This is a genomic window from Luteimonas sp. GW821-FHT14E02 (assembly GCF_058803905.1).
Genome location: NZ_JBXAPK010000009.1, coordinates 81033 through 106164 on the forward strand (window position 1 = coordinate 81033; position 25132 = coordinate 106164).

Annotated in this window: 22 protein-coding genes; 6 read left to right on the forward strand and 16 right to left on the reverse strand. The window is 66.6% G+C overall.

Annotated elements, in window-relative coordinates; all coding sequences use genetic code 11:
* Positions 1 to 13: 13 nt before the first annotated feature.
* The 7 genes from rseP to pyrH form a co-directional block, all read right to left on the reverse strand.
* Entirely contained in the window at positions 14 to 1378 is a 1365-nt protein-coding gene (rseP, locus tag AC1RNP_RS14970; RefSeq protein WP_493052078.1) for an RIP metalloprotease RseP, read from the reverse strand.
* Between the two features lie 15 nt (positions 1379 to 1393).
* The gene (dxr, locus tag AC1RNP_RS14975; RefSeq protein WP_493052079.1) at positions 1394 to 2623 is read right to left on the reverse strand and encodes a 1-deoxy-D-xylulose-5-phosphate reductoisomerase; all 1230 of its coding nucleotides are present in this window, start codon (positions 2621 to 2623) and stop codon (positions 1394 to 1396) included.
* Positions 2620 to 3444, reverse strand: a complete 825-nt coding sequence (locus AC1RNP_RS14980; RefSeq protein WP_493052080.1) for a phosphatidate cytidylyltransferase — start codon at positions 3442 to 3444, stop codon at positions 2620 to 2622. The genes dxr and AC1RNP_RS14980 overlap by 4 nt, the downstream gene beginning before the upstream one ends.
* 76 nt (positions 3445 to 3520) lie before the next feature.
* Complete coding sequence (gene uppS / locus AC1RNP_RS14985; RefSeq protein ID WP_493052081.1) at positions 3521 to 4285, reverse strand: polyprenyl diphosphate synthase; 765 nt, start codon at positions 4283 to 4285, stop codon at positions 3521 to 3523.
* Positions 4286 to 4299: 14 nt separating this feature from the next.
* Complete coding sequence (gene frr, locus AC1RNP_RS14990; protein WP_226470032.1) at positions 4300 to 4860, reverse strand: ribosome recycling factor; 561 nt, start codon at positions 4858 to 4860, stop codon at positions 4300 to 4302.
* 162 nt (positions 4861 to 5022) lie between these two features.
* On the reverse strand, positions 5023 to 5943 hold the full coding sequence (locus AC1RNP_RS14995) for a cation diffusion facilitator family transporter (protein ID WP_493052082.1): 921 nt from the start codon (positions 5941 to 5943) through the stop codon (positions 5023 to 5025).
* Positions 5944 to 6096: 153 nt separating this feature from the next.
* Entirely contained in the window at positions 6097 to 6819 is a 723-nt protein-coding gene (pyrH, locus tag AC1RNP_RS15000) for a UMP kinase (RefSeq protein WP_226470030.1), read from the reverse strand.
* 436 nt (positions 6820 to 7255) lie between these two features.
* Between pyrH and AC1RNP_RS15005 the strand changes: the two genes are divergently transcribed.
* The 4 genes from AC1RNP_RS15005 to AC1RNP_RS15020 all read left to right on the forward strand — a co-directional run bounded on the left by AC1RNP_RS15005 (position 7256) and on the right by AC1RNP_RS15020 (position 12758).
* Positions 7256 to 7849, forward strand: coding sequence for an RNA polymerase sigma factor (locus AC1RNP_RS15005; protein ID WP_493052083.1), 594 nt, complete (start codon positions 7256 to 7258; stop codon positions 7847 to 7849).
* The gene (locus AC1RNP_RS15010; RefSeq protein ID WP_493052084.1) at positions 7846 to 8874 is read left to right on the forward strand and encodes a FecR family protein; all 1029 of its coding nucleotides are present in this window, start codon (positions 7846 to 7848) and stop codon (positions 8872 to 8874) included. Before AC1RNP_RS15005 ends, AC1RNP_RS15010 begins: the two co-directional genes overlap by 4 nt.
* 244 nt (positions 8875 to 9118) lie before the next feature.
* The gene (locus AC1RNP_RS15015) at positions 9119 to 11998 is read left to right on the forward strand and encodes a TonB-dependent receptor domain-containing protein (protein WP_493052085.1); all 2880 of its coding nucleotides are present in this window, start codon (positions 9119 to 9121) and stop codon (positions 11996 to 11998) included.
* A 64-nt stretch (positions 11999 to 12062) separates the two neighbouring features.
* Positions 12063 to 12758: an AIM24 family protein gene (locus tag AC1RNP_RS15020; RefSeq protein WP_493052086.1), complete on the forward strand. Its 696-nt coding sequence runs from the start codon at positions 12063 to 12065 to the stop codon at positions 12756 to 12758.
* Between the two features lie 152 nt (positions 12759 to 12910).
* On the opposite strand, the gene AC1RNP_RS15025 is transcribed toward AC1RNP_RS15020, so the two are convergent.
* The 6 genes from AC1RNP_RS15025 to AC1RNP_RS15050 all read right to left on the reverse strand — a co-directional run bounded on the left by AC1RNP_RS15025 (position 12911) and on the right by AC1RNP_RS15050 (position 16766).
* Positions 12911 to 13714: a M15 family metallopeptidase gene (locus AC1RNP_RS15025; RefSeq protein WP_493052087.1), complete on the reverse strand. Its 804-nt coding sequence runs from the start codon at positions 13712 to 13714 to the stop codon at positions 12911 to 12913.
* Between the two features lie 73 nt (positions 13715 to 13787).
* Entirely contained in the window at positions 13788 to 14393 is a 606-nt protein-coding gene (locus AC1RNP_RS15030) for a PH domain-containing protein (protein ID WP_493052088.1), read from the reverse strand.
* Positions 14390 to 14575 carry a type II toxin-antitoxin system antitoxin gene (locus AC1RNP_RS15035; RefSeq protein ID WP_493052089.1) on the reverse strand — a complete coding sequence of 62 codons (186 nt, stop codon included), beginning with the start codon at positions 14573 to 14575 and terminating at the stop codon, positions 14390 to 14392. Before AC1RNP_RS15035 ends, AC1RNP_RS15030 begins: the two co-directional genes overlap by 4 nt.
* Before the next feature lie 23 nt (positions 14576 to 14598).
* Positions 14599 to 14784: a hypothetical protein gene (locus AC1RNP_RS15040; RefSeq protein WP_493052090.1), complete on the reverse strand. Its 186-nt coding sequence runs from the start codon at positions 14782 to 14784 to the stop codon at positions 14599 to 14601.
* A 37-nt stretch (positions 14785 to 14821) separates the two neighbouring features.
* Entirely contained in the window at positions 14822 to 15685 is an 864-nt protein-coding gene (locus tag AC1RNP_RS15045) for an SPFH domain-containing protein (RefSeq protein WP_493052091.1), read from the reverse strand.
* Between the two features lie 142 nt (positions 15686 to 15827).
* Positions 15828 to 16766 (reverse strand): hypothetical protein, encoded by a 939-nt coding sequence (locus tag AC1RNP_RS15050; RefSeq protein WP_493052092.1) that lies wholly within the window; start codon positions 16764 to 16766, stop codon positions 15828 to 15830.
* A 184-nt stretch (positions 16767 to 16950) separates the two neighbouring features.
* Between AC1RNP_RS15050 and purT the strand changes: the two genes are divergently transcribed.
* Together purT and AC1RNP_RS15060 are read left to right on the forward strand one after the other, a co-directional pair.
* Positions 16951 to 18174 (forward strand): formate-dependent phosphoribosylglycinamide formyltransferase, encoded by a 1224-nt coding sequence (gene purT / locus AC1RNP_RS15055; protein ID WP_493052093.1) that lies wholly within the window; start codon positions 16951 to 16953, stop codon positions 18172 to 18174.
* Between the two features lie 37 nt (positions 18175 to 18211).
* Positions 18212 to 18577, forward strand: coding sequence for a hypothetical protein (locus AC1RNP_RS15060; RefSeq protein ID WP_493052094.1), 366 nt, complete (start codon positions 18212 to 18214; stop codon positions 18575 to 18577).
* 77 nt (positions 18578 to 18654) lie between these two features.
* On the opposite strand, the gene AC1RNP_RS15065 is transcribed toward AC1RNP_RS15060, so the two are convergent.
* Genes AC1RNP_RS15065 through AC1RNP_RS15075 form a run of 3 tightly spaced genes read right to left on the reverse strand, consistent with a single transcriptional unit; the run spans position 18655 to position 25061 of the window.
* A complete protein-coding gene (locus AC1RNP_RS15065; protein WP_493052095.1) occupies positions 18655 to 20343 on the reverse strand; it encodes an AMP-binding protein in 1689 nt (562 codons plus the stop codon).
* Between the two features lie 19 nt (positions 20344 to 20362).
* Entirely contained in the window at positions 20363 to 21544 is a 1182-nt protein-coding gene (locus tag AC1RNP_RS15070) for a lipid-transfer protein (RefSeq protein WP_493052096.1), read from the reverse strand.
* 22 nt (positions 21545 to 21566) lie between these two features.
* The gene (locus AC1RNP_RS15075) at positions 21567 to 25061 is read right to left on the reverse strand and encodes a peroxisomal multifunctional enzyme type 2 (RefSeq protein ID WP_493052097.1); all 3495 of its coding nucleotides are present in this window, start codon (positions 25059 to 25061) and stop codon (positions 21567 to 21569) included.
* Positions 25062 to 25132: the final 71 nt, after the last annotated feature.

Here is a 25132-nt window from a genome sequence, read left to right on the forward strand (position 1 = left end):
GCGGGTCAGACAGTCAACGCACGAAGTTGTTCAGTATGTCGTTGTAGAACGCCAGGCCCATCAACCCCGCCAGCAAAGCGAGGCCGACATATTGCCCGGCGGCCATCGCACGCTCGCTTAACGGGCTGCCCTTGACCAACTCAATAAGGTAATACAGGAGGTGACCCCCGTCCAAGAGCGGGATCGGCAGCAGGTTGAGGATGCCGAGGCTGAGCGAGAGCAGCGCCAGCACGGTCAGATACCAGGCCAGGCCCTGCTGCGCCGAGGCGTTGGCGACGCGCGCGATGGTGATCGGGCCGGCGATGCTGTTCTGCACCGAAACGCGACCGCTGAAGACACGGGCGGCCATTTCGAACAGCTGCTTGGTCTGGTAGCGCATTTCGCGGAATGCGGCGGGAACCGCTTCGATCGGGCCGTAGCGCTGGATCGCGTCCTTGGGAGGGAATTCGAACTTGCCAGATGCGATCCCGAATCCCCAGTAGCTCGAATTGCCATCCTTGCGGGGCGTGAGACGCGGCTTGAGCGGAAGCGCCAGGCGATCCCCGTCACGCTCCACCTCGACCATGACCTCGACGTCGCGCGGTCCAAGCTTCTGCATCATCGGGATGATGTCTTCGAACGACTGCACGGGCTCGCCGTCGATGGCGGTGATGCGATCGCCCTCGGCCAGGACGCCCCAGGCGGCGCTATTGGGTGTGATGCTGCCGATGACAGCCGGTTGCAGTTCGTATCGCGCCTGCAGCCCGATGGCGGACAAGGCAGCGCGTTCGTCGTGGTCCTCGGGAATGCGCGACAGCTTCAGCGTGCGCGTGCGCTCGTTGCCATGCGCATCGCGCACGCGCAAGGTGGCGTCCTTGCGATCGAGCGCATCCGGCAGCAATGCCATCAGCACTTCGCGCCAGATCGGAGTGGCGCGTCCGTCGACTTCGAGCACGGTGTCGCCGCGCTGCAATCCGGATTCCGCGGCGATGGCGGACACCTGGCCGACCACCGGCGCGTAATCGGGGCGCCCGACCACGAACATCGCCCAGAACAGCACGACGCAAAGGATCAGGTTGGCGATCGGACCGGCGACGACGATCGCGATGCGGCGCCAGACCGATTTGTTGTTGAAGGCCTGCTCGGCTTCGGCCGGCGCGACGTCGGTCTCGCGCTCGTCCAGCATCTTGACGTAGCCGCCAAGCGGAATCGCCGCGATGACGTATTCGACGCCGTCCTTGCCGATGCGCGTCCACAACGGCCTGCCGAAGCCGATCGAGAAGCGCAGCACCTTGACGCCGTTGCGGCGCGCCACCCAGAAGTGGCCGAATTCGTGGAAGGTGATCAGCAGGCCGAGGCCGACGATGTACCACCACACGGAGCCGATGATTTCGAGCATGCGGAGAACCTGTTCTCAGACTCGCTGGGCGTGGTGGGGCAGGGCGGAAGAAACGTGTTGCCGCGCGCGCAGATCGGCCTCGCGCAGGGCGTTCAGCGAGTCTGCGGGCGCCGACGGTAGCGCCGTCAGTGCGTCTTCGACCAGGGCCGGAATGGACAGGAAACCGATCTGGCCCTGAAGAAAGGCTGAAACTGCTATTTCGTTGGCTGCATTGAGGATCGCGGGGGCCGTGCCGCCGGTGTCCAGCGCAGCATAGGCCAGCCGCAGGCAGGGGAAGGCGTCGAGATCGGGCGCCTCGAAATCGAGCCGGCCGTGAGCCAGCAGGTCGAGTCCGCCGACGCCGGAAGCGATCCGCTGCGGCCAGGCGAAGCCGATGGCGAGCGCGGTGCGCATGTCGGGCAGGCCGAGCTGGGCCAGGGTGGAGCCGTCGACGAATTCCACCAGCGAGTGCACCAGGCTCTGCGGATGCACCAGCACGTCGATTTGCGCGCCGGGCAGCCCGAACAGGTGGTGGGCCTCGATCACTTCCAGGCCCTTGTTCATCAAGGTGGCTGAATCGACCGAGATCTTCGGCCCCATCGACCATTTCGGGTGCGCCACCGCCTGCGCGGGCGTCACCGCCGCCAAGCGCTCGCGCGTCCAGCCGCGGAACGGGCCGCCCGAGGCGGTCAGCACGATCCGGCGCACGTCCTCGCGGGCGGCCGGCAGGCAGCGGCCGGGCGTGCTGGCAGGATGCCCGGTCTGTGCTTGCGCGGTCGGCAGGCACTGGAAGATCGCGTTGTGTTCGCTGTCGATCGGCACGATGGTGGCGCCGTTGGCATCGGCGGTCGCCATCAGCAGTTCGCCCGCCAGCACCAGTGATTCCTTGTTGGCGAGCAGCAGGCGTTTGCCGGCGGCCGCGGCGGCCAGGGTGGAATCCAGCCCGGCGGCGCCGACGATCGCGGCGACCACCGTGTCGCAGGCGGCATCGGCCGCCAGCGTCGCGAGCGCGCCCGCGCCCGCGTGGGCCTGCGTCGGCAGGCCGGCATCGCGCAGGCCGTCGCGCAGCGCAGCGAAGCCGGCTTCGTCGGCGATCACGGCATGGTCGGGGTGGTGCCGGCCGCACAGCGCCAGCAGCGCCTCGACATTGCTGCCGGCCGCGAGCACGGAAGCGCGCAGCGCATCCGGATGGCGCGAAATCACGTCCAGCGCGGAGGCGCCGATCGATCCGGTGGCGCCGAGGACGGCAACGTTCTGCACGGTCAAAGTCCCAGCATTTCCTTGCCGATCAGGAACACCGGCAACGCCGCGAGGACGCCGTCGATGCGGTCGAGGACCCCGCCGTGTCCCGGGATCAGGGTGCCGGAATCCTTGGCCCCGACATGCCGCTTGAGCAGGCTCTCGAACAGGTCGCCGACCACCGAGAACAGCACGGTGACCGCGCACAGCAGCATCACCGCCGGCAGCTGCACCACCGTCGCGCCCGCGTACCAGCCCATGACGAGGCCGATCACTATCCCGGCCAGCAGGCCACCGGCCAGGCCTTCGACCGTCTTGTTGGGGCTGATCCGCGGCGCCAATTTCATCCGGCCGAACTGGCGGCCGGCGAAATAGGCGCCGGAATCGGCCGCCCACACGATCATCAGCGCGGTCAGCAGCCAGCGGTGGCCGTAGGGTTGGTCGCTGTGGATCAGGACCAGGGCGCACCAGGCGGGCAGGGTCGCCAGCGTGCCGGCGGCAAGCTTGAACACGCGCGCATGGGTGTCGTGATCGGAGGCGAAGCCGTAGAAGCGCAGCCACAGCAGCGACACGACCCACCAGCCCACGCCTACCAGCGCCGCGATCTGCAACAGCACCAGCGGCCGGCCCGAGGCCCACAGCAGCAGCACCATCAGCAGCAGATTGAGGACGAGCAGAACGGTGCGCTGCAGCGTGTCGTCGATCTCGGCCAGCTTCAGCCATTCCCACAGGCCGAGCAGGAACAGGATCGCCGCCAGCGCCGCCATCCACGGCGTCGGCAGGAACAGGATCGCCAGGATCGCCAACGGCGCCATCAAGAGCGCGGCGATCACGCGGGTCTTGGTCATGCGCCCCGCTCCGGAAAAGGGAGCCGGAGAGATATGAGGGAAGGACTGCCTGCCGAGGCGGCCGGATGGAAGGGACTCATGGCGTGGATTCTTCCATGGCGGCGATCTGCGCGCCTGTCAGGCCGAAGCGGCGCTCGCGCCCGGCATAGTCGTCGAGGGCGCGTTGCAGGAGGGCGGCGTCGAATTCGGGCCACAGGGTCTCGGTGAACCACAATTCGGTATACGCCAGCTGCCAGAGCAGGAAATTGCTGATGCGCAGGTCGCCACCGGTGCGGATGAACAGGTCCGGCGCCGGCAGGTCGGCCAGGGCCACGCGCGTGGCCAGGAGCGATTCGTCGATCTGTTCCGGCCGCAGGCGGCCGGCGGCCACGTCTTCGGCCAGCGCGCGAGCCGCCTGCGCGATGTCCTGGCGGCCGCCGTAGCTGGCGGCGATGGTAAGCGTGAGGCGCGTATTGGCACGGGTCTGGGCCTCGGCCGCTTCCATGCGCTCGCGGATGGCTTCGCCGAAGCGTTCGCGTTCGCCGATGAAGCGGATGCGCACCTGGCGCCGGTCGAGTTCCGCCACCTCGCGCTCGAGCGCACCCAGGAACAGCTTCATCAGCGCGCCGACTTCCTCCTCGGGCCGTCCCCAGTTCTCGCTGGAGAAGGCGAACAGCGTCAGCGCCTCGATGCCGCGCTCCAGGCAGAAATCGATGCACAGATTCACCGCCCGTGCGCCGGCGCGGTGGCCGATCACCCGCGGACGCTTACGCTGCGCGGCCCAGCGTCCGTTGCCGTCCATGATGACGGCGATATGGCGCGGAACGCGGGCGGCTGCCTGCGCGGGCGGGGACTCGCTCATCCGGGTCAGGCCTCTCAGACGGCCATCAGTTCCTGTTCCTTGGCCTTGACCACCTCGTCGACGTCCTTGATCGCCTTGTCGGTGAGCTTCTGGATCTCGTCCTCGCTGCGGCGCTCGTCGTCCTCGGTGATGGCCTTGTCCTTGAGTAGGTCCTTGACGTGCTGGTTGGCGTCGCGGCGGATGTTGCGGATCGCGACCTTGGCGTTCTCGCCTTCACCGTGCACCACCTTCGAGAGCTCCTTGCGGCGCTCCTCGGTGAGGGCCGGAAGGTTGATGCGGATCACGGTTCCGGCGGTGTTCGGCGTCAGTCCGAGGTCGGAGGCGAGGATCGCTTTCTCCACCGGGGCCACCATCTGCTTCTCCCAAGGGGTGATGGTGAGCGAGCGGGCGTCGGTGATGGCGATGCTGGCCACCTGCGAGAGCGGCATGTCGGAGCCGTAGTAATTCACTTTCAGGTGCTCGACCAGCGACGTCGAGGCGCGGCCTGTGCGGATCTTGCCAAGGTCGTGGCGCAAGGCTTCCACGCTCTTCTGCATGCGCGTCTGCGCGTCCTTCTTGATGTCGTTCGGCGTCATCGACTGGCTCCGGGTTTCGAATACGTAACCGGAGGATTATAGCCGTAGCGCGAACTCAGACTCTCCCTTTCAGACGGAACGAGGCGGGGAACTCATGCTGCATTGCCGCGCGGCTTGGCCGGGCCGCGTCTGAATGCCATCTCGATTCAGGTCTTCCTTTGCTCAGTGCGCGTGAGGTGCCCGGTCGTGGCGATCGTGCTCGCAGGCCTTGCCATGTTCGATCTGCAAGGTGGGGTGGTTGATGCCGAAGCGATGGTCGAGGTCGTGCGCGAGGCGGTCGATGAAGGCGTCGTGGTCGTTGTTCCCGGGGCGCACCAGATGCGCGGTCATCGCGATCTCGCCCGCGCCCAGCGACCAGATGTGCAGATGGTGCACGGCGGCCACGCCGGGTTGCGCGCCGAGGAATTCCAGCACCTTGGCCTGATCGATGCTGCCCGGCACCGCGTCCATCGCCGCGTTGAAGCTGTCGCGCAACAGCCCGAACGCGCCCGCGGCGATCACCACGCCGATCAGCAGCGCGGTCACCGGATCGAGCCAGCTCCATCCGAACACGTACATGCCGATGCCGGCGAGGACGGCGGCGAGCGACACCGCCGCGTCGGCGACCAGATGCAGGAACGCGCCGCGACGATTCAGATCGTGGGCATGGCCGTCGCGCACGAACCACGCGGCCGCGAGGTTGACGAAGATGCCGATGGCCGCGACCACGATCACCGGCAGGGCGGGGATCTGCGGCGGCGCGTTGAGCCGGCCGACGGCCTCCCAGGCCAGCGCGCCGGAAAACGCCACCACCAGCAAGGCGTTGGCGAGCGGCGAGAGCAGCGTCGCGCGGCGCCAGCCATAGGTGTGGCGATCGGTCGGTTGGCGCCGCGCCAGTGCCGCCGCGGCCCAGGCCAGGCCCAGACCCATCACGTCGCCGAGGTTGTGCACGGCGTCGGAGAGCAGCGCCAGCGAATCGGTCAGGAAGCCGTAGCTGGCTTCCAGCACGGTGTAGGCGAGGTTGATCAGCGTGATCGTGGCGAACGCGCGCGTCGAGGAGAGATGCGCGTGGCCGTGGGCATCGGCGTGGTTGTGGCTGTGCATGCCGGGATGCTGGCATGCCGCCGATGCGGACACTATTACGGGGACGGCAGCCAGTAGCCGGTAGCGGTCAGGGCTTGCCGCTTTTGCCTTTGCCCGTCATTCCCGCGGCGGCGGAATGACGAGCGGGCGTCGGATGCTTTTCAGGTTTCCGCGTCAGGCGCGATTGCGCACCAGCGTCCCGATCGGCTCGCCGCGCAGGATGCGCAGCAGCTGCCCCGGCTGCGCCATGTCGAAGATGCGCAGCGGCAGATTGCTGTCGCGGCACAGCGCGAACGCGGCGGTGTCCATCACGTTGAGGTTGCGGGCGATCACTTCGTCGTAGGTCAGGGTGTCGAAGCGCTTGGCATCCGGGTTCTTCTTCGGATCGGCATCGTAGACGCCGTCGACCTTGGTGGCCTTGAGCAGCAGGTCGGCGCCGATCTCGATCGCGCGCAGCGCCGCGCCCGAGTCGGTGGTGAAGAAGGGGTTGCCGGTGCCGGCCGCGAAGATCGCGATGCGGCCCTTTTCCAGGTGACGGATGGCGCGGCGGCGGATGTAGTCCTCGCACACGTCGTTGATCTTGATCGCGCTCATCACGCGCACGCGCGCGCCGAGCTTCTCAAGCGAGTCCTGCATGGCCAGGGCGTTGATGACGGTGGCGAGCATGCCCATCTGGTCGCCGGTGACGCGGTCCATGCCGCCGGCCGCGAGGCCCGCGCCGCGGAAGATGTTGCCGCCGCCGATCACCACGCCGACCTCGGCCCCGGCCTGCTGCGCCTCGATGACCTCGCGCGCCAGGCGGCCGATCACCTTGGGATCGATGCCGTAATCCTCCTCGCCCATCAAGGCCTCGCCGGACAGTTTCAACAGGACGCGGCGATAGGCGAGTTGGGTCATGGGCGGTCTCGTGGGGGGCGATGAGCGCGGAGATTCTAGCAGGGTGCCATCGGCAGCGACTCCGGGCCCGTGCCGAATTCGTGACTTGAAAAGCGCGCGGGAAGCGCGTTTTTCAACACCCGTGACGCCTTCATCGCGCATCGCGCATCCGAAGCATCGCGCGGCGTGTGCGAAAGCGGGTAGGGAAAACGCCGCGATCCGCGTTTCCGTAGGCATGGACAGACTTGTCATGCTGCGAAAAAACGAGGGAGCAAGGCTGCGGACAGGAGTGCCGCGCGGCTTGACACAGGTGCCTCTGGCAACGTGTTACAACTGCAACCATGCCGACCCAGTCACGATCGCAGCCGCCGTTCCCGCCTTTCGCGTGCCCGGCCCGCGTTCGGCCACCTTCCACCTTCATGCCCTGGCGCCGCGGCCGGGGTGGCGACGCAGGCGCATGAGCTCGGCGGCACCGAACGCGCGCGATCCCGGATCGCTGCAGGAGATCGAAACGGCCGACGAGTACGACACCTCTCCCGGATTCGTCGCCTTCGTGCGCGATCACCAGGAGGCGCTGATCGCCTTCCTACGCAAGCGGGCGAACGAGGAAGATGCCCGGGACATGGCCCAGGAAGCGATGGTGCGGCTGATGCGCTATCGCAACCAGCCGCATGCCCAGCTGCGCGCGCTGATGTACCGCATCGCGCTGAACGTCTTCAACGACCGCGGCCGCCGCGGGCAGTCGCACCATGTCGCCGTGCATGTCAGCTTCGATGACGACATGCTCACCTTGCCGTCCACGGAACTGGCGCACGACGAGCGCATCGACAACGAACAGACCCTCGCGCGCGTGCGCGATGCCATCCTGCGCCTGCCGCCGCGTTGCCGGCAGGTCTATCTGCTGAACCGGATCGAGGGCATGCGCTACGCCGAAGTGGCGCGGCATTGCGGGATTTCCGTCAAGGCAGTGGAGAAACACATCGGCAAGGCGCTGCAGGTGCTGCGCGATTGCCTGCCGCAGGACGCGGGCGGCAGCGGAGGCCTGCGATGAGCGCGACTTCGCAGGGCACAGCTTCCCAGGGCGTGACTTCCCCCATGCCCTCGCGCGACGGCCGCGCCGAGGCCTGGGTGGCGCGTCTGATGGCGCCGGATTGCAGCGACGCCGAGCACCGGGAGTTCGAGGACTGGCTGGCCGAATCGCCCCGGAACATCGACGCCTATCTGGACGCCGAGCGCGCCCACGCGCTGGCGGCGCAACTGGCGGACGACGAGTTCATCCGCGCCGCCGCCCGTGGCGCGCGACGCATGCCGCCGCAGGGCGGGTGGCGCCGCTGGATGCCGATGGCGTCGATCGCCGCCACCGTGGCCGCCGTGGCCGTTGGCGCTGCGATCTGGCGGATGCAGCCGGCGGACGTGCCCGCCACGGAGGTCTACGCCACGGCGATCGGCGAGCAGCGCGATCAGGTCCTGTCCGACGGTACCCGTCTGCTGCTCGATACCGATTCGGCGATCGACGTCCGCTTCGGCGCGAGCGAGCGCCTGGTCGAGGTGCGGCGCGGGCGTGTGCAGATACAAGTCGGCAAGGACCAGCGGCCGTTCCTGGTGCGGGCCGGCCAGACCGTCGTGCGCGACATCGGCACGACGTTCCAGGTGAGCCGTGGCACCGGCGCGGCCGTGCAGGTCGGTCTGATCGAAGGCATCGTCCAGGTCTCGCTCGGCGAGGGCACCGGCGCGCCGCGCCGGACCCTGGCGCCAGGCGAACAAGTGGCCGTCGACGCCGCCGGCAAGCTCGGCGACAAGCGCGGGCTCGATCTGGAAACCGCGCAGGCCTGGCCGCGCGGCGACCTGATCTTCCGCGAGCGTCCGCTGGGCCAGCTGCTGGAAGAGGCCAATCGCTACTCGACCACCCAGTTGCGGCTCGGCGACCCGTCGCTGGCCGGCATCCGCATCAGCGGTGTGTTCCATGCCGGCGACCAGGCCGCGCTGACCAAGGCGCTGGAGCAGGGATGGGGGTTGCGGGCCGAGCGTACCAACGAGCACGAGGTCGTGCTGCAGCGGCAGGCCGGTTCGAAGTAGATCGCGTCCGGATCCGCGACGATCGGGCCGATTTTGGCTCGCTCTGCGATCTGAGCCATCCAGGCTGGTGGGCGGGGCGGACACCCCGTGCATTCACGGATGAGCGGCCGACTCCGCCGCGTCGGCGGCGCCTCGCGAAACGCGACCTCCGTGGCAGAATAGCCCCCAGCCCGCGTGGCAGGGGGACGTGTCCACCGCTCGGGGGATTGCTGCGGCTGTGCGCCGCCCCACGACGCGGGACTGCATGGCCCGATTCTCAATCAGCACGCGCTCAAACAACACGCGCCAAGACAGTAAGCGCAGCCTGCTCGGTTGCATGCTGTGGCTGTGGGCGGTCCTGATCGCGGGGGCGGGCTGGCCTGTGTCGCAGGCGCTGGCGGCTGATCCAGGGGCCGCGGTCCGTTTCGATATCGCCTCCGGCCCTCTCGAAAACGCACTGGAGACGCTGGCGCGCCAGGGCCGCGTGCAATTGCTGTACTCGCCGTCGCTGGTGGCCGGCCGACGCAGCGCGGGCCTCCGGCTCGAACTCAGTCCCGCCACCGCCCTCGAACGCCTGCTGCGCGGCAGCGGTCTGCACGCGGTGCCCGTGAATGCCGACACCTATCTCCTCAAGGCGCTGCCCGTGCCGGCGCAGCGGCCGCGCGTGGCGATCGACGTGCCGAAACCGGAGCGGCCGACACTGACCACCGAGATGACCTCGGTGCAGGTGACCGGCAGCCGCATTCCGCGCAGCGACATCGACATGGTCTCCGCCTTCCCGCTGACCGTGATTTCGCGCGAGGAAATCGAGACCAGCGGCAAGCAGACCCTGTTCGAACTGCTGCGCGCCCAACCCGGCATGGCGGCGCATCACCCGATCTCCGTGTCCACCGACGGCGCCGACGACGCGCAGCAGCCGTTCGCGGTCGCGGCCACCACCAGCCTCGGCGCACTCGGGCCGCGCGCGACGTTGTTCCTGGTCGACGGCCAGCGCGTGGCGAACTATGGCCTCGTCTCGTCCGATCTCGGCGGTCTGGTCGATCTCGACAGCATCCCGCTCAGCATCGTCGATCACATCGAGATTCTTCGCGGCGGCGCCTCGGCCATCTACGGCGCCGACGCGATGGCTGGTGTGGTCAACATCATCCTGCGCACCTCGCAACAAGGCGGCGAGGTCACGATGCGCTACGGCCTGTCCGAACGCGGCGACGCGGCGGAGCGGCGCCTGTCCTTCGGCGTGGGACAGGAGACGCGCAGTGGCGGCGGCGTTTTCGTCGGCGGCGAATATTTCCGGCGCGAGGAACTGCTGGGTGCCGATCGTGACTGGCGCACGCTGGACCGGCGCGACGATGGTCTTCCCGATGAGCGCTATCGGCTTGGCTACGTCGACGATTTCGACGGTCGCCTGTTGCAGTCGTATTGCCGCGGCGCCGCGCCGACGACGACCGTCGGCTGCCTGTTCGATCCGCCGCGCGGCGCCAGCCTGCAGCCGGAGATGCGGCGCGCGACCGTCTATCTGCACGCGCACCAGCCGGTCGGCGAGCGCGGCGAACTGCATGCGGAAGTGCGTGCCGGCAGCCTGACGCAATGGCTGCACAACGCCCCTGTCCATTTCAAGGTGCAACCGTGGTTCGGTCATCCGGACAGTCCGGATGGCGTGCCTTTGTACTATGCCTTCGACGATCTCGGTCCGGTCCGCAACAAGACCGAGGAAGACACGCTCGATGTGACCGCAGGCGCCCGCGGCATGTGGGCCGATTGGGGATGGGATCTGACCGTGGGGCATCATCAGAACCGCGTCGTCAGCCGAACCGATGGCCTGGTGCGCAACAGCGCCTTTAATCCGAACCAATACCGTTTCTCGGGGCCGAACTCGCCGGAATTGCTGGCCACGATTTCGCCGCGCATCACCACGCGCGGCAAATCGGTGCTGCAGCAGGCGTCGTTCAACGTCGGAGGCCCCTGGTTCCCGCTGCCCGGCGGTGTCGCCCGGGTCGCGGCCGGTATCGAGTACGGACGCGAATCCCTGCGCCATCGTCCCGACGCCCTCTTGCTGGCCGACGATGTGGCTTCGGCGGAGGAGAAGATCGCGATCGACGATCGTCGCGACAACGCCGCCGTGTATGCCGAGGTGAATCTGCCGCTGTGGCAGCGCCTGCAGGCGGATCTCGCCGCGCGCGTCGATTACCGCGAAGGCTATGGTCACAGGCTATCGCCGAAACTCGGACTGAAGTGGAGCTTGAATGACAGCCTGACGCTGCGCGGCGCGTTCGCCACCGGCTACCGTGCGCCCAGCCTGTTCGAATTGCGACGCCCCAATGTCAACGAGGGGCTTGAGTCCGTTCTACGGAGTGACGTGCCTGGTCCCTGTGCCATCGAGATTGATGACACCCGATGCCTGGTGGACCGCAGTTCCATCGAGAATCCCGACCTGCGCCCGGAAACATCCCACAGCGCCGTGTTCGGCTTCATCTGGTCGCCATCGCCGCGTTGGAGCATCAGCCTCGATCACTACCGCATCCAGCGCCGCAACGAGATCGTTCGCGTCATGTCCCCGCAGGATGATTCCTCCTTGTTCAAGGACAGCGTAAGACTCAGCGAAACAGGTGGGGTCCTCAACATCTACGAGTACTACGGCAACGTTGGCAGGACGGAGTCGAGCGGTTGGCAGTTCGACACCCAGTACCGGCTTGAAACGGAACGCCATGGTCGGTTCGTGTGGCGGATCTCCGGCGACTGGCTGCAGGAACTGCGTCGTCGCGCGCATGCCGGTGCGCCCGAGATCGATTACGCGGGATACGGCGCTCCCAGGAAGAGCCTGCTGGCATCGATGCAATGGAACATCGACGACTGGAATGCCGCGCTCTGGTTGCGCTGGTTCGGCACGCGCAAGGTGACCGATGAGCTTCAGGCCAGCTGTCCCGCGGAGAACGCGGCGGCACGCCGCTGCACCACGCCAGGCTCGACGACGCTCGATTTCGATCTGGCCTGGTCCGGAATTCCGCGCTGGCGTTTCGCCTTGAACGTGCAGAACCTGACCGATCGCGAGCCGGTCAATTACCAGATCGAGGATGGCGGTTATTCGGCCAACTATGACGATCCGCGCGGACGCTACTACCTGCTCAGCGCGACGTATCACTTCTGACACGCGCACGGGTGCCGCACATCTGCGCTAGGATCGCGCCACCATTCACAAGGAGCTGAACATCATGGCCGTGCAAACCCTGCAGGAATTTCTTTCCCACTCGAAGGAAAAGGATGCCAGCGGCGACGCGTTCGAACTCGAAAGCTCGCATCTGCTGGAAGTGCGGCTCGACGGCCTGGTCTGGGCCAAGGCCGGTTCGATGGTGGCGCGCAAGGGCAGCGTGAAGTTCACCCGCCAGGGGCTGCTGGAGCAGGGGCTCGGCAACCTGCTGAAGAAGGCGATGACCGGCGAGGGCATGCAGCTGATGAAGATGGAAGGCAACGGCCGTGTCTATCTCGCCGATGCCGGCAAGAAGATCACGCTGCTGCGACTGGCGGGCGAGGCGATCTTCGTCAACGGCAACGACGTGCTCGCGATCGAGTCCACCATCGACAACCAGATCACGATGATGCGCAAGGTCGCGGGCATGTTGTCCGGCGGCTTGTTCAACGTGCGTCTCAGCGGTCACGGCATCGTCGCCATCACTTCGCACTACGAGCCGCTCACCTTGCCGGTGAATGCGTCGACCGGTCCGGTGTTCACCGATCCCAATGCCACCGTTGCCTGGTCGGGCAGCCTGACACCGGAGATCGTCACCGATATTTCGATCGGGACGCTGTTCGGACGCGGCTCTGGCGAAAGCGTGCAGCTGAGGTTCGCGGGCGAAGGCTGGGTGGTGGTGCAGCCTTACGAGGAAGTCGTGTTTCAAGCCAAAGAGTGATTGGCTGTCGATCGAGATCGGATGAAGCGGCGCGCTTTCGATGGTGTCGCTTTACCGATTTCGGAGCTTCCTGTTCATCGCCGTGCCCAAGTGTGCTGATCTAAACCCGCAACCAACGCATTGGCCTGCAGTCGATACCGATCGAGCGTCGACTAAGCGCGGGCCAATGCCCAATGCCAGGGTTCGTACACGATCCCGTTCGGGTTGCCGCGCGGATAGCTCATGACGAAGCCATAGGCCGCCGCGTTGCGTTCGAGCCAGGCGAAGGCCTCCGTCCGTTCGAAGGATTCCTCCGCTGGCGGTTCACCCGGTGTGCCGATGTCGAGTGCGAGCCCGGAATGGTGCTCCGAATAGCCTGGCGCGGCATTCACGGCGAGGATGTCGTCGACGCTGAGTCCGCGCGCGAGTTTGCGTTCGAAAATGCCGAGCTGGTAATCGTGGCTGCGGTATCCGGAGATCGATTCCAGCAACACGCCTTCGAGCAGCGCGGCGGACTGCATGCTGCGCCATGCGCGCGCGGCATCGATGTGCAGCCAGAGCGGACGCCGATAGCGGTCGAAGCCGGCGAGGGCGAGCCACGCCGGCTCGGCGACCAGCGCGAGGCCGGTGTGCGCGGCATAGCCTTCGGCGTCGATGCCGAGGGCGTCGAGACGATCGTGCAGGCGGTGCAGGGGCAATTCGGCGACGGTGTCGATACCGGAGCGTCGATGCTCTGAGACGCGATCCAGGGCATCGAGCGCTTCATCGACGCCGGGTTCGTGCGCCCAGCGCTGTACCAGGGGCAGGAGGCCCTCGGGCAGTTCCGCAGCGAGATAGCGGCCGTCACGCTTGCGGCGCAGGACGTGCCTTGCGCGGGCGAGCGTGCGCGCGTCGCGGTTGCTGCGCGCGCGCAGCAGGTGCGCGGGCCACAGTTCGATGTCCGGGGTGTTGATCAAATGCAAGGGACGGGCGCGCATGACGGGAGCATAGGACGTGTGGCGTGCTTTTGGCCACGCCTTCGGCGTTCCGCGCCGAAGTAGGGTGTCGCGTTCAGCCCTGCAGGCGTCGAGGAGCCGGCGGCGCGCCGGATTGCGCGATGCGTCGCAGTTCGTCGAGCAGCGCCTGCGGTTTCTCCGGGCTGAGCAGGAGCAGCTTGCCGTCGCGCTGCGGCAGCACCAGCACGCGCTTCCGGTCGGTCAGCAGGCAGAACGCGCGGTGACGGTTGCGCAACAGATATTGGCCGGCCTTGAAGCCGGGCAGGCCGAAGGCGAACAGCGGCAGGATCGGCTTGAATTGGACGTGCTCGTCGAGCGAGAGGATCCGCGCGCGCTCCAGCAGCAGATCGTCGACCGCGACGCGGCGCGTGTAAAGCAGCGCGGCTGCGACGACGAGAGTGCGGTCGTTAAGGGAGATGCGGCGATGCAGCAGCATGATCAAAGGACCGATCACCACCAGCGCGATGGCGAACGGTACGACCAGCCACCACGGCACGGGATTGGTGGGCGGCTGCTGGTGTGGCTGCATGTACGCGATGACCACGAGCGTCACCCAGACCGCGACCAGCAGTCCCCACGAGAGACGATGCAAAGGTGCGAGCGGGAAGTCGCGAGCGGGTTTCGTCGTCTTCATGCGCCTGTCCGACAGGGAGGTGCTCATGGTTCGTTCTGGTCCGGCGGATCTTCGTTGCGGTTCGGCAGCCGCCCGGCCTTGCGCAGCGCATCCCGCAGCACGTATTCGATCTGCGCGTTGAGGCTGCGCAACTCGTCGTCGGCCCAGCGTTGCGCCGCGGCCAGCACGTCGGCGCTGATGCGTAGCGGGTAGGCTTTCTTCTCGCTCATCGATCTCGCGTGCCGTGGGCGGGCTAGAGTGCGCCGTGCGTGGTCGCGATCGCGATGCCCGTGGCGAGCAGGGCGAGGGAGGAGATCCCCGCCGCGACGAGCCCGCGCCGCCATTTGCGCTGGCCGCGGCGACGCAAAAGCATCGCCAGCGGCAGGATCGGCAGCAATGCGATCAGGACGGCGGCACCGCTGTAATGCACTGTATCCATGATGGTTCTCCGATGAAGAGAGGGCGGTGCGCCGTGCTCAGTACAGCGTACCGGCGTTGACGATCGGCTGCGTGGCGCGATCGCCGCACAGCACCACGAGCAGATTGCTGACCATGCTGGCCTTGCGTTCCTCGTCCAGTTGCACCACGCCGTTCTTCTGCAGTTCGGCGAGCGCCATCTCGACCATGCCGACGGCACCGGCGACGATGCGCGTGCGCGCGGCGATGATCGCGTTGGCCTGCTGGCGCTGCAGCATCGCCTGCGCGATCTCCGGTGCGTAGGCGAGGTGGCTGATGCGCGCGTCCAGCACTTGCACGCCGGCGTCGGCGAGGCGGTCGCCGAGTTCGTCCTTCAGGTGCTTCGAGATCTCGGTGGCATGGCTGCGCAGCGCAATCTGTCCATCCTCGTGCTGGTCGTAGGGATAACTCGTCGCCATCGTGCGCAGCGCGGATTCGGTTTGGATGTGCACGAAGCTCTCGTAGTCGTCGACGTTGTAAACCGCCTCGGCGGAATCCACCACTTGCCAGACGATCACCGAGGCGATCTCGATCGGGCTGCCGTCGAGTTCGTTGACCTTGAGCTTGCCGCTTTCGAAATTGCGCACGCGCTGGCTGACCTTCCTCTTCGAGTAGAAGGGGTTGTTCCAGCGCAGGCCGTTGTCCTTCACCGTGCCGACGTACTTGCCGAACAGGCTCAGCACCGCGGCCTGGTTGGGTTCGACCATGTAGACGCCGAACAGGCAGAGCAAGGCGATCAAGCCGATCGGAAGCGCGATGGCGGCGGGCGCCCACTGCTGGGCGGCCACGCTGGTCAGGACGACGTAGCCGGCGCCCAGGCAGACGACGAACAGCCCGAGCAGAACGGGAATGCCGGGTAGCGAGCGGGTCGGGTTTTCTTTCATTGGGTGTCTCCTCATCCCCTGAGTGGATGAGATATTGATATCAATTTGATATCACATTGTCAATCGAGCGGGCGCAATCGGCTAGCCGCATTGGTAAGCGATTGATTTTCCTTTGTTTGATTGGAAGGCCGAGCCGGCCGGCTCAATCGGTGTTGAGGTAGAGCAGTGGCGCCGGCGCGAATTCGCCGGTCGCGAACAGGCCGCGTCCGCCCTCGGCCCAGCCGATGGCCTCGGCCTGCGGCAGCCAGGGCAGTTCATGCACGACAGGCTTGCCGGCGAGCGCCTCGGCCCAGCCTTGCCGGTCGCGGCGCCGGTACAGCAGCACTTCGCTGTAGGTCATCACCGCGATGCGACCGCGATCGGGTGCGATGTCGGAGGAGGTGACCTGATGGCGGATGCGGGCCATGCGTGGATTGGCTTGCAGTTCTTCTTCCGTGGGCAAGGGGACGCCGGCGAGGGTGCCCAGCTTCGCGGCGGTCTGCACCGCATCGTCGCGCGGGCGCAGCGGCACCGCGAACAATTCCGGCGGCGTGCGCTTCTTCGAGATCAGCAAGACCTGTCCGAGCACGGGATCGACCGCGATCGCTTCGCAGTCGCGCGCGCCGTCCGGCCAGCGGAACGCGATCGACCAGGCCGGATGCAACACGCGCTTCGACGCCGGTGCGTCGAGCGCCTGGGGCTCCTCGATGACGTGCAGCTGCAGGCTGCGCCGCAGGCCGCCGTTGTCGCCGGTATCGGCGATCATGAGGTAATGGCGGCCATCGAGATCGAAGGCCGCCAGATCCTCCCAGTCAGTGTTCGCGGCGCCATCGATGCGGAACGTGGCCAGCAATTGCCCGCGCGTGCCGATCGCGAACAATTGCGGCGCATTGCCGCCATCGTCGAGCATCCACAGCACGTCCTCGTGCGTGCGCGAGGCGGCGAGACCGCTCACCTCGTCGAGCCGCTCGTCCATCAGCATGCCGGACAGCTGCGCGAACGGCGGCTTCTGCACGCTGCAGGCCGCCAGCTGCGCCAGCGCGGTGAATACCGCGAGCGGCAACAGCAACTGGCGTAGCGGATCGCGAAGCGGCCTCGGCATGCACGCAGCATGGCATCGCGGGATCGTTCGCGGAAGCGGCCGCGAGGCACTTGCGCTGCCCGCGGGAATACTCCTCGCGGGACGCTGCGTTGCGGAGGAGGTTTCGTCCGCAATGACGCGAGGAAACAGCCGTGGCGGCGCCCACGCGTTTAAAATGTCGGCTCCCGCACTCGCAAGGCCCCGCATGTCCTCCTCCGTCGTCATCGGCACGCCGTATTCCGAACACGCGCTGCGCGTGCTGCTGCTGGGCTCCGGCGAACTCGGCAAGGAGGTCGTCATCGAGCTGCAACGCTTCGGCGTCGAGGTGATCGCGGCCGATCGTTATGCCGACGCGCCCGCGATGCAGGTCGCGCATCGCCGTCATGTGCTCGACATGCTCGACGGCGCCGCGATCCGCGCGCTGATCGAGCTGGAAAAGCCGCACCTGGTGGTGCCGGAGATCGAGGCGATCCACACCGAGACGCTGGTGCAGCTGGAACAGGAGTTCGCACGCACTGGTGCGGCGACACGCATCATTCCGACGGCGCGCGCCGCGCGCCTGACCATGGATCGCGAGGGCATCCGCCGGCTCGCGGCCGAGACGCTGGGCTTGCCGACCTCGCCATATCGCTTCGTCGATACACGCGAGGACTATCGCGAGGCCGTGCAGGCACTCGGTCTGCCGTGCGTGATCAAGCCGGTGATGTCGTCTTCGGGCAAGGGGCAAAGCCTGGTGCGCACGGCGCAGGAGATCGATCCCGCCTGGGATTACGCGCAGACCGGTGGCCGTGCCGGCGCCGGTCGCGTGATCGTCGAAGGGTTCATCGATTTCGACTACGAGATCACGCTGCTGACGGTGCGCCATGCCGGCGGCACCGCGTTCTGCGCGCCGGTCGGACACTTGCAGCGGGACGGCGACTATCGCGAAAGCTGGCAACCGCAGCCGATGTCACAGCAGGCGCTCACCCGCGCGCAGGAGATCGCAAAGGCAATTACAGACGATCTCGGCGGCTGGGGCCTGTTCGGCGTGGAGCTGTTCGTGAAGGGCGACCAGGTGTGGTTCAGCGAAGTCTCGCCGCGGCCGCACGATACCGGCCTGGTGACGCTGGTGTCGCAGGAGCTGAGCGAGTTCGCGCTGCATGCGCGTGCGATCCTTGGTTTGCCGATCCATGCCGACAGCGAAGGCTGGATCGCGCAGATCGGTCCGTCGGCATCGTGCGCGGTGCTGGCGCAGGGGCATGGCGTGCCGGTGTTCAGCGCCGTCGAGGCGGCCTTGCAGACGCCACACACCGCGCTGCGCCTGTTCGGCAAGCCGCGCGTGGAAGGACAGCGCCGTGTCGCCGTCACCCTCGCGCGTGGCGCGGACATCGACGACGCGCGACGCGTGGTGCGCGAAGCCGCGGCGGCGCTGATCGTGGAATTGCGGTAACCGACCCTAGAATCGAATCTTCCCGGAGCAGACAGGCATGAACGATAGCAACGGCTACGCGGTGTTCTTCTTCCCGCAGGCGCTCGAGGCCCTGGGCGAGGCGATCAAACCCTACCTGCAGGAGAGCCCGGCCGGTCCGCACGTGGTGTGCAACGAGATCGACACCGGTGGCGCGCTGATCGAGATGACCTTGCACGGGCGTTCGCCGGAAGGCCGCGAATTGGCACTGGAACTGATGGTGCCGACCGGCATGGTGCGGATGGTGGTGTCCACGCACAGCGATGGCCTGTTCGGGTTCACGCCGCGCATGGAGGCGGCGGCCGCGTCCGCGGCGACGGTGTCCGCGCCGAAACCCGCACAAGATGCTGGGGCACCGAGCGAACAAACGAAAACGGCGGGCTGACGCCCGCGCTGCTCATCCCCGCCCAGGCGCGTGGTGCTTGGGCATTCGTGAGCGCGTGAACCCATGGTTCGCCAGGCTCACTCACTCCAGACGATCAACTGCTCGCGATTGTGCGCATGCTCGCGCACCCGCGCGCCGTAGCGGTCCTCGATCACGTCGCGCTTCACTTTCATGGTCGGCGTCATGATGCCGCTGTCGATGTTCCAGATCTCGCCGACGATATAAAGCTTGGCGATCTTCTCGTGGTCTTCCAGCGCCTGGTTGACCGCTTCCATGTCGGCCAGCAATTCCCGTTCCAGCGACTGCCGGTCCTGCAGCCGCGAATGTGGCGTCAGCGTGAGGATCATGATCGGCTGCGTGAGCTGGGTGCCGACCAGGCAGAGCTGGTCGATGTTGATGTTGCGCGCCATCGCGCTTTCGATCGGAGCGGGCGCGACGTACTTGCCTTTCTGCGTCTTGAAGATGTCCTTGACGCGGCCGATGACGTACAGATAGCCGTCCTCGTCGAGGCGGCCCTTGTCACCGGTCCTGAGCCAGCCGTCCTCGGTGAAGACTTCCTGTGTGTGCTCGGGATCGCGGTAGTAGCCGAGCATGACGCCGGGATGCTTGAGCTGGATCTCGCCTTCCTCGGACAGGCGGAAGCCGCTGTCGGACATCGGTCTGCCGACCGAGCCGAACCGGGTGTGCTCGGCGGTGTTCACCGCGCCGTAGGCACCGGACTCCGTCGGGGCGCAGCCCTCCTGGATCAGGATGCCGAGCTTGTCGCGGAACCATTCCAGCGTCGTCACCGGAATCGGCGCGGCGCCGGTGAGGCAGAACCGCGCGTTGTCGAGGCCGATGGCGCGGCGCAGCTTGCGCCGCACGATTCGGCCGATGACGGGCAGCGACAGCAGGAAATCCAGGCGTTTTTGCGGCACCTTCTGCAGGATGCCGGCCTGCAGGCGCATCCACACCAGCGGTACGGCGATGAACCGGGTCGGTGCGACCTGCGGCAGCTGCTGCGCCAGCTTGTCCATGGATTCGAGGAAATGCACTTCCGCGCCCCACAGCAGGCTGCCGCTCTCCACCGCCAGGCGCTCCAGGAAATGCGCAAGCGGCAGGTAGGAGAACAGGCGCTCGTTCTCGCACAGTTGCGGCGCGACGTTGTTGAAGGCCGCGCGCAGCCAGCGCATGTTGCTGGCGCTGAGCATCACGCCCTTGGGATGGCCGGTGGTGCCCGAGGTGTAGATCAGCAGATACAGCGCGTCAGGATCGGGCGCGGTGTAGTCGCGCAAGGGTTCGAAGCGAGTGCTGAACGTGTCCCAGTCGGTGTCGCCGCGTGGCGCCGTGGGGTAGGGCATGCGGATCTTCAGGATACCTTCCGGGATCGCTTCCAGGAACTGCGGGCCATCCATCATCGGGCCGAGGAACAGTGCCTTGGCGTCGCAGTGCTCCAGCACGTAGGTGGTGATCTTCTGCGCCTGCTTCGGATACAGGCCGACCGGCACGTAGCCCGCCATCTGGATGGCGAGATCGGCCATGAACCAATGCGCGGTGTTGAAGCCGGAGATCGCGATGCGGCTGCCCGGCGGCCAGCCCTGCGCGCGCAGGGCGGCTGTCATGCGGCCGACCTGTTCGGCGGCCTCGCTCCAGGTGTATTGCAGGGTCTGTCCGTCGACCGGTTGGAACAGCCACGGCTGGTGCGCCTTCTCGCGCGCCAGCCGCAACAGGATTTCGACCGGCAGCTCCTGCATGCTGGCTGCCGTCCCTCCCACGGTGTCTTTCATCGGTCGACGTTCTCCCCCGTCAGTCGCGCCTGTACATCGTCACGACACAAGCGCCGCCCAGGCCGAGATTGTGCTGCAGGGCGATGCGCGCTCCATCCACCTGGCGCTTGTCGGCAGTGCCGCGCAATTGCCAGACCAGTTCGGTGCATTGCGCCAGGCCGGTGGCGCCGAGCGGATGGCCCTTCGACAGCAGGCCGCCCGAAGGGTTGGTGACGAATTTGCCGCCATAGGTGTTGTCACCGTCCCAGATGAATTTCTCGGCGCCGCCTTCCTCGCACAAACCGAGCGCTTCGTAGGTGAGTAGCTCATTGGCGGTGAAGCAATCGTGCAGCTCGACCACGTCGATGTCGGACGGGCCGACGCCGGCCTGTTCGTACACCTGCTTCGCCGCCTCCTTGCTCATGTCGTAGCCGACCATCTTGATCATGCTCTTCGGCTCGAAGCTGGAGGCGTAATCGGTGGTCATGCTCTGGCCGGCGATGTAGACCGCGTTGCTGATGCCGTGCTTCTTGGCGAACGCGTCCGAGCACAGCACCGCCGCGCCGGCGCCGCAGGTGGGCGGGCAGCATTGGAAGCGGGTGAGTGGGTCGAAGACATCGTCCGAGGCGAGGATCTGCTCAAGGCTGAGCTTCTCGTTGAACAGCGCGTAAGGATTGTTGCTGGCGTGGACGCGCGCCTTCACGGAAATCTTGGCGAAGGTTTCCTTCTTGGTGCCGTGCTGCCAACGGTATTCGCGGCCGGCGCCGCCGAACATCTGCGCGGCGGCCGGCGCGGAGTTGAAGCCCTGGATATCGGCCATCACCTGTGCGTGCTGGCCGAGCGGGGTTTCGCGGTCCTCGAACTTGGAGCCGAGCGCGCCCTTTTCCATCTTCTCGAAGCCGAGCGCGAGCACGCATTCGGCGGCGCCGCTTTCGATCGCCTGCCGCGCCAGCCACAGCGCGGTCGAGCCGGTGGAGCAGTTGTTGTTGACGTTGATCACCGGAATGCCGGTGAGGCCGAGCTCGTACACGGCGCGCTGGCCGCAGGTGGAATCGCCGTAGACGTAGCCGACGTAGGCGTGCTGGATTTGCTCGTAGGGGATGCCGGCATCCTTCAGCGCGATCTGCCCGGCCTCGCGAGCCATCTCGTAGTACTCGGGGCTGGCGCCAGGCTTGGTGAACTTGGTCATGCCGACGCCGATGACGTTGACGCGGTTGCTCATGATGGACTCCTTGACGAACTTGTTAGGTCAGCGCCTCGACCGCGCGAGGCTTCGAGTTGGATGACAGCAGGGTGTGGAGGCGGTCAAGCTCGCGTGCCAGCAGCACATCGCCGTCGACGCGCAGACGGCCGCGCTGATACAGGTCGTGTGCCTGTGCCTTGCCGCCGGTGAGATCGGCGAGGTCGGCATCGTCGAGCGTGAACGTGGCGTCCGCCTTCGGCGCGCGTCCGGATTCGACGCTCGGCTTGGCGCCGTTGAAATCCAGCACCCAGTCGGCGGCGGGGTCGCGCAGGTGGAACTGCACGACGCGTCCGGCCAATCCGCCGGCGGCCTTGGCGTCGGCGGCGAAGCGCGCCTTGAGCGAGGAGAAGATCGAGGATGCGCGACCCGCCGCCGTGGAGCCTGCCGGTGCGGCGGCCGCGGGCGTCGCGGCCTGCGCGGGAGCAGGCGCGGAAGCGCGTTCCGCCAACACCGATTCCAGCAGCTTGGGATCGATCTTCTGCAGGAAGGTGAGCTTCTGCGTGGCCATGATGTTGCCGGTGATCTTGAGCTTGCCGCCGAAGTAGAGCTTGGTGGGATCGGCTTGGCCCGTGCTCATCGCCAGCCAGTCGTCGTTGCTCAGTTCCAGTGTGGCGTCGGGCTTGTCGGTGGTGCCGGACTTGATCGAACCGTCGCCGGACTTCAGGTCGATCACCCAATCCGAATCGGGGTTCTTGAGCTTGAACTGGAACACGGTCTTGACTTGATCGCCCAGGCCCTTGTTCGCCGCGAAGTGTTTTTCGATCACCTTGAAGATGTCAGCCGTGGTCGGGCCGGCCGGTTGCGCGGGCGCGGCGGCCGGTGCGGCGGCGGTGGCCGCCGGGGCCGCACTGCCGGCACGCGAGGCGAGCACGCCCTCCAGCAGCTTCGGATCGATCTTCTGCAGGAACGTGAGCTTCTGCGAAGCCATGATGTTGCCGGTGATCTTCAGCTTGCCGCCGAAGTACAGCTTGGTCGGATCGACCTGGCCGGTGCTCATCGCCAGCCAATCGTCGTTGCTCAGTTCCAGCGTGGCGTCGGGTTTCTCGGCGACGCCCTGGCTGACCTTGCCGTTGCCGGATTTCAGATCGAGCGTCCAGCTCGCGTCCGGGTTCTTCAGTTCGAACTGGAACAATGTCTTGACCTGATCGCCGGTGCCCGGATGCGCGACGAGGTGCTTTTCGATCACGGTGAAGATGTCGGCAGCGGTCGGTGTCACCGGTGCAGCGGGAGCGGCCGCAGGCGCGGCGGTCACGGCGGCGCCGGCGCGCGCGGCGAGCACGTCTTGCAGCAGCTTGGGATCGATCTTCTGCAGGAAGGTGAGCTTCTGCGTGGCCATGATGTTGCCGGTGATCTTGAGCTTGCCGCTGAAGTAGAGCTTGGTCGGGTCGGCCTGCCCGGTGCTCATCGCCAGCCAGTCGTCGTCACTCAGTTCCAGTGTCGCGTCGGGCTTGTCGGTGGTGCCGGACTTGATCGAGCCGTCGCCGGACTTCAGGTCGATCACCCAATCCGAGTCGGGATCCTTGAGCTTGAACTGGAACACGGTCTTGATCTGATCGCCCAGGCCCTTGTTCGCCGCGAAGTGTTTTTCGATCACCTGGAAGATATCGGCCGTGGTCGGTGTCGCGGGCGCGACGGGCGCTGACGCCGCGGCAGGCTGTGCCGCTGCGGGAAGCGCCGCGGGCTTGGCCTTGGCCTGCGGAATCTCCGCGTAGAACTCGACGGCGGCATGGCTGATCGCCAGCTCGTCGCGCTCCTTGATGCGGGTTTCGAACACGATGCGCTGATCGGATTCCTTCCACATCCGCGTCACCAGCGTCTCGCCCGGAAACACGGACTTGGCGAAGCGCACCTTGATGCTCTTGAACCTGCGGCCGTCGTTGTTGGCGAAAGCCTTGATCACGTGGCGACCGACGAAGCCGTAGGTACACAGGCCGTGCAGAATGGGTTTGTCGAAACCGAAGGCCTTGGCGAAGTTGGGATCGGCGTGCAGCGGGTTCCAGTCGCCGGACAGGCGGTAGAGCAGGGTCTGGTTGGGATCGATCTGTTCCTCGATCACCGCATCGGGCTCGCGTGCGGGCGGCGTGTTCGCTTCGCCCGACGGACCGCGATCACCGCCCCAGCCACCGGCGCCGCGCACGAAGTTGGTGATCTCGTTGTAGGCCAGCTTCTCGCCGTTCTCGTCCAGCGTGTCCACGGCCAGAACCACTACTGCGTTGGGATCCTTGTCGTAGGCGGTCTTGAACCGGACCACGTGCTTGAGCTTGGCGTGCGGCGGCAGCGGACGCAGCAGTTCGGTGTACTGCTCGCCATGCAGCAGGCGGTCCAGGCCGTAGTTCAGCCCCTTGATCGTGCGGCCGTCGCGGGCGAGGTTGAGGTAGGTGTTGACCGCGGGCATCACCGCATAGGTCGGCAACGCCTGGAAGCCGTCGCCGAGTTCGTAGACGAAGGGCAGTTCCTTCGGATCGAGCGCATCGCGCGCGGCGCCGACGCCGAGCGCGTACAACGACAGATCGCGTTCGTCGTATGACGACTCGGCTTCGATCACGTCCTTCGACGCTTCGTCCAGATCGATGAACTCGTTGCCGCCCAGGCGCGGCTTGCTGGCGTTGTCGAGGATCGAGGTGAACGATTCGGCCGGCGTATTGGGATGGGTCGTGGTGCTGAAGTCGGTGATCTTGTCCCACTTGGCCGCCACGTCCTCGACGCTGACGCCGCGCTTGCCGCCCAGGAAGACGCCTTCGGTGCGTTCCCAGCGCAGCTTGCCGATGAAGCCGGCGCCGACTTCGAAGAGGCCCTTGGTTTCCTGGCAGCTCTCGTGGCACAGCCATGCCACCAGCGGGCTGACGTATTCGGGCTTCAGCAGGTCCATGACGTCCTGCGGCAGCACTGTCGAGAGCAGGCGCGAGGCCGCGGCCGGCGCGATGGTGTTGACGTGGATGTTCTTGCTGCGGCCTTCCTCGGCCAGCGTCTGCGCGAAGCCGACCAGGCCGAGCTTGGCGGCGCTGTAGTTGGCCTGGCCGAAGTTGCCGTAGATACCCGCGGCCGAGGCGGTCATGATGATGCGGCCGTAGTTCTTCTCGCGCAGGATCGGCCAGGCCGCCTGGGTGACGCGCATCGAGCCGAGCAGGTGCACGCGATAGATCAGGTCCCAGTCCTGCTCGGTCATCTTCTGGAAGCTGACGTCGCGCAGGATGCCGGCGTTGTTGATGACGATGTCGACGGTGCCGAAGGCATCGAGCGCGGTCTGCACGATCTTGGCGCCGTCTTCGACCGAATCGTAGTTGGCCACGGCTTCGCCGCCGGCGGCCTTGATCTCGGCGACCACGGCATCCGCGGCCGAGGAGGACTTGCCATCGCCGTGCGCGCTGCCGCCGAGGTCGTTGACCACCACGCGCGCGCCGCGCGATGCGAAGGCGAGCGCGTGCGAACGTCCGAGACCGGCGCCGGCGCCGGTGATGATCGCGACTTTTCCGTCGAAGCGAAGTTGATCTGTCATGTCGTGTCTGTCTCTAAGTGATGTCTTGCTGTTGTCTTCTTGTTCGTCATCCCGGCGAAAACCGAGGTGAC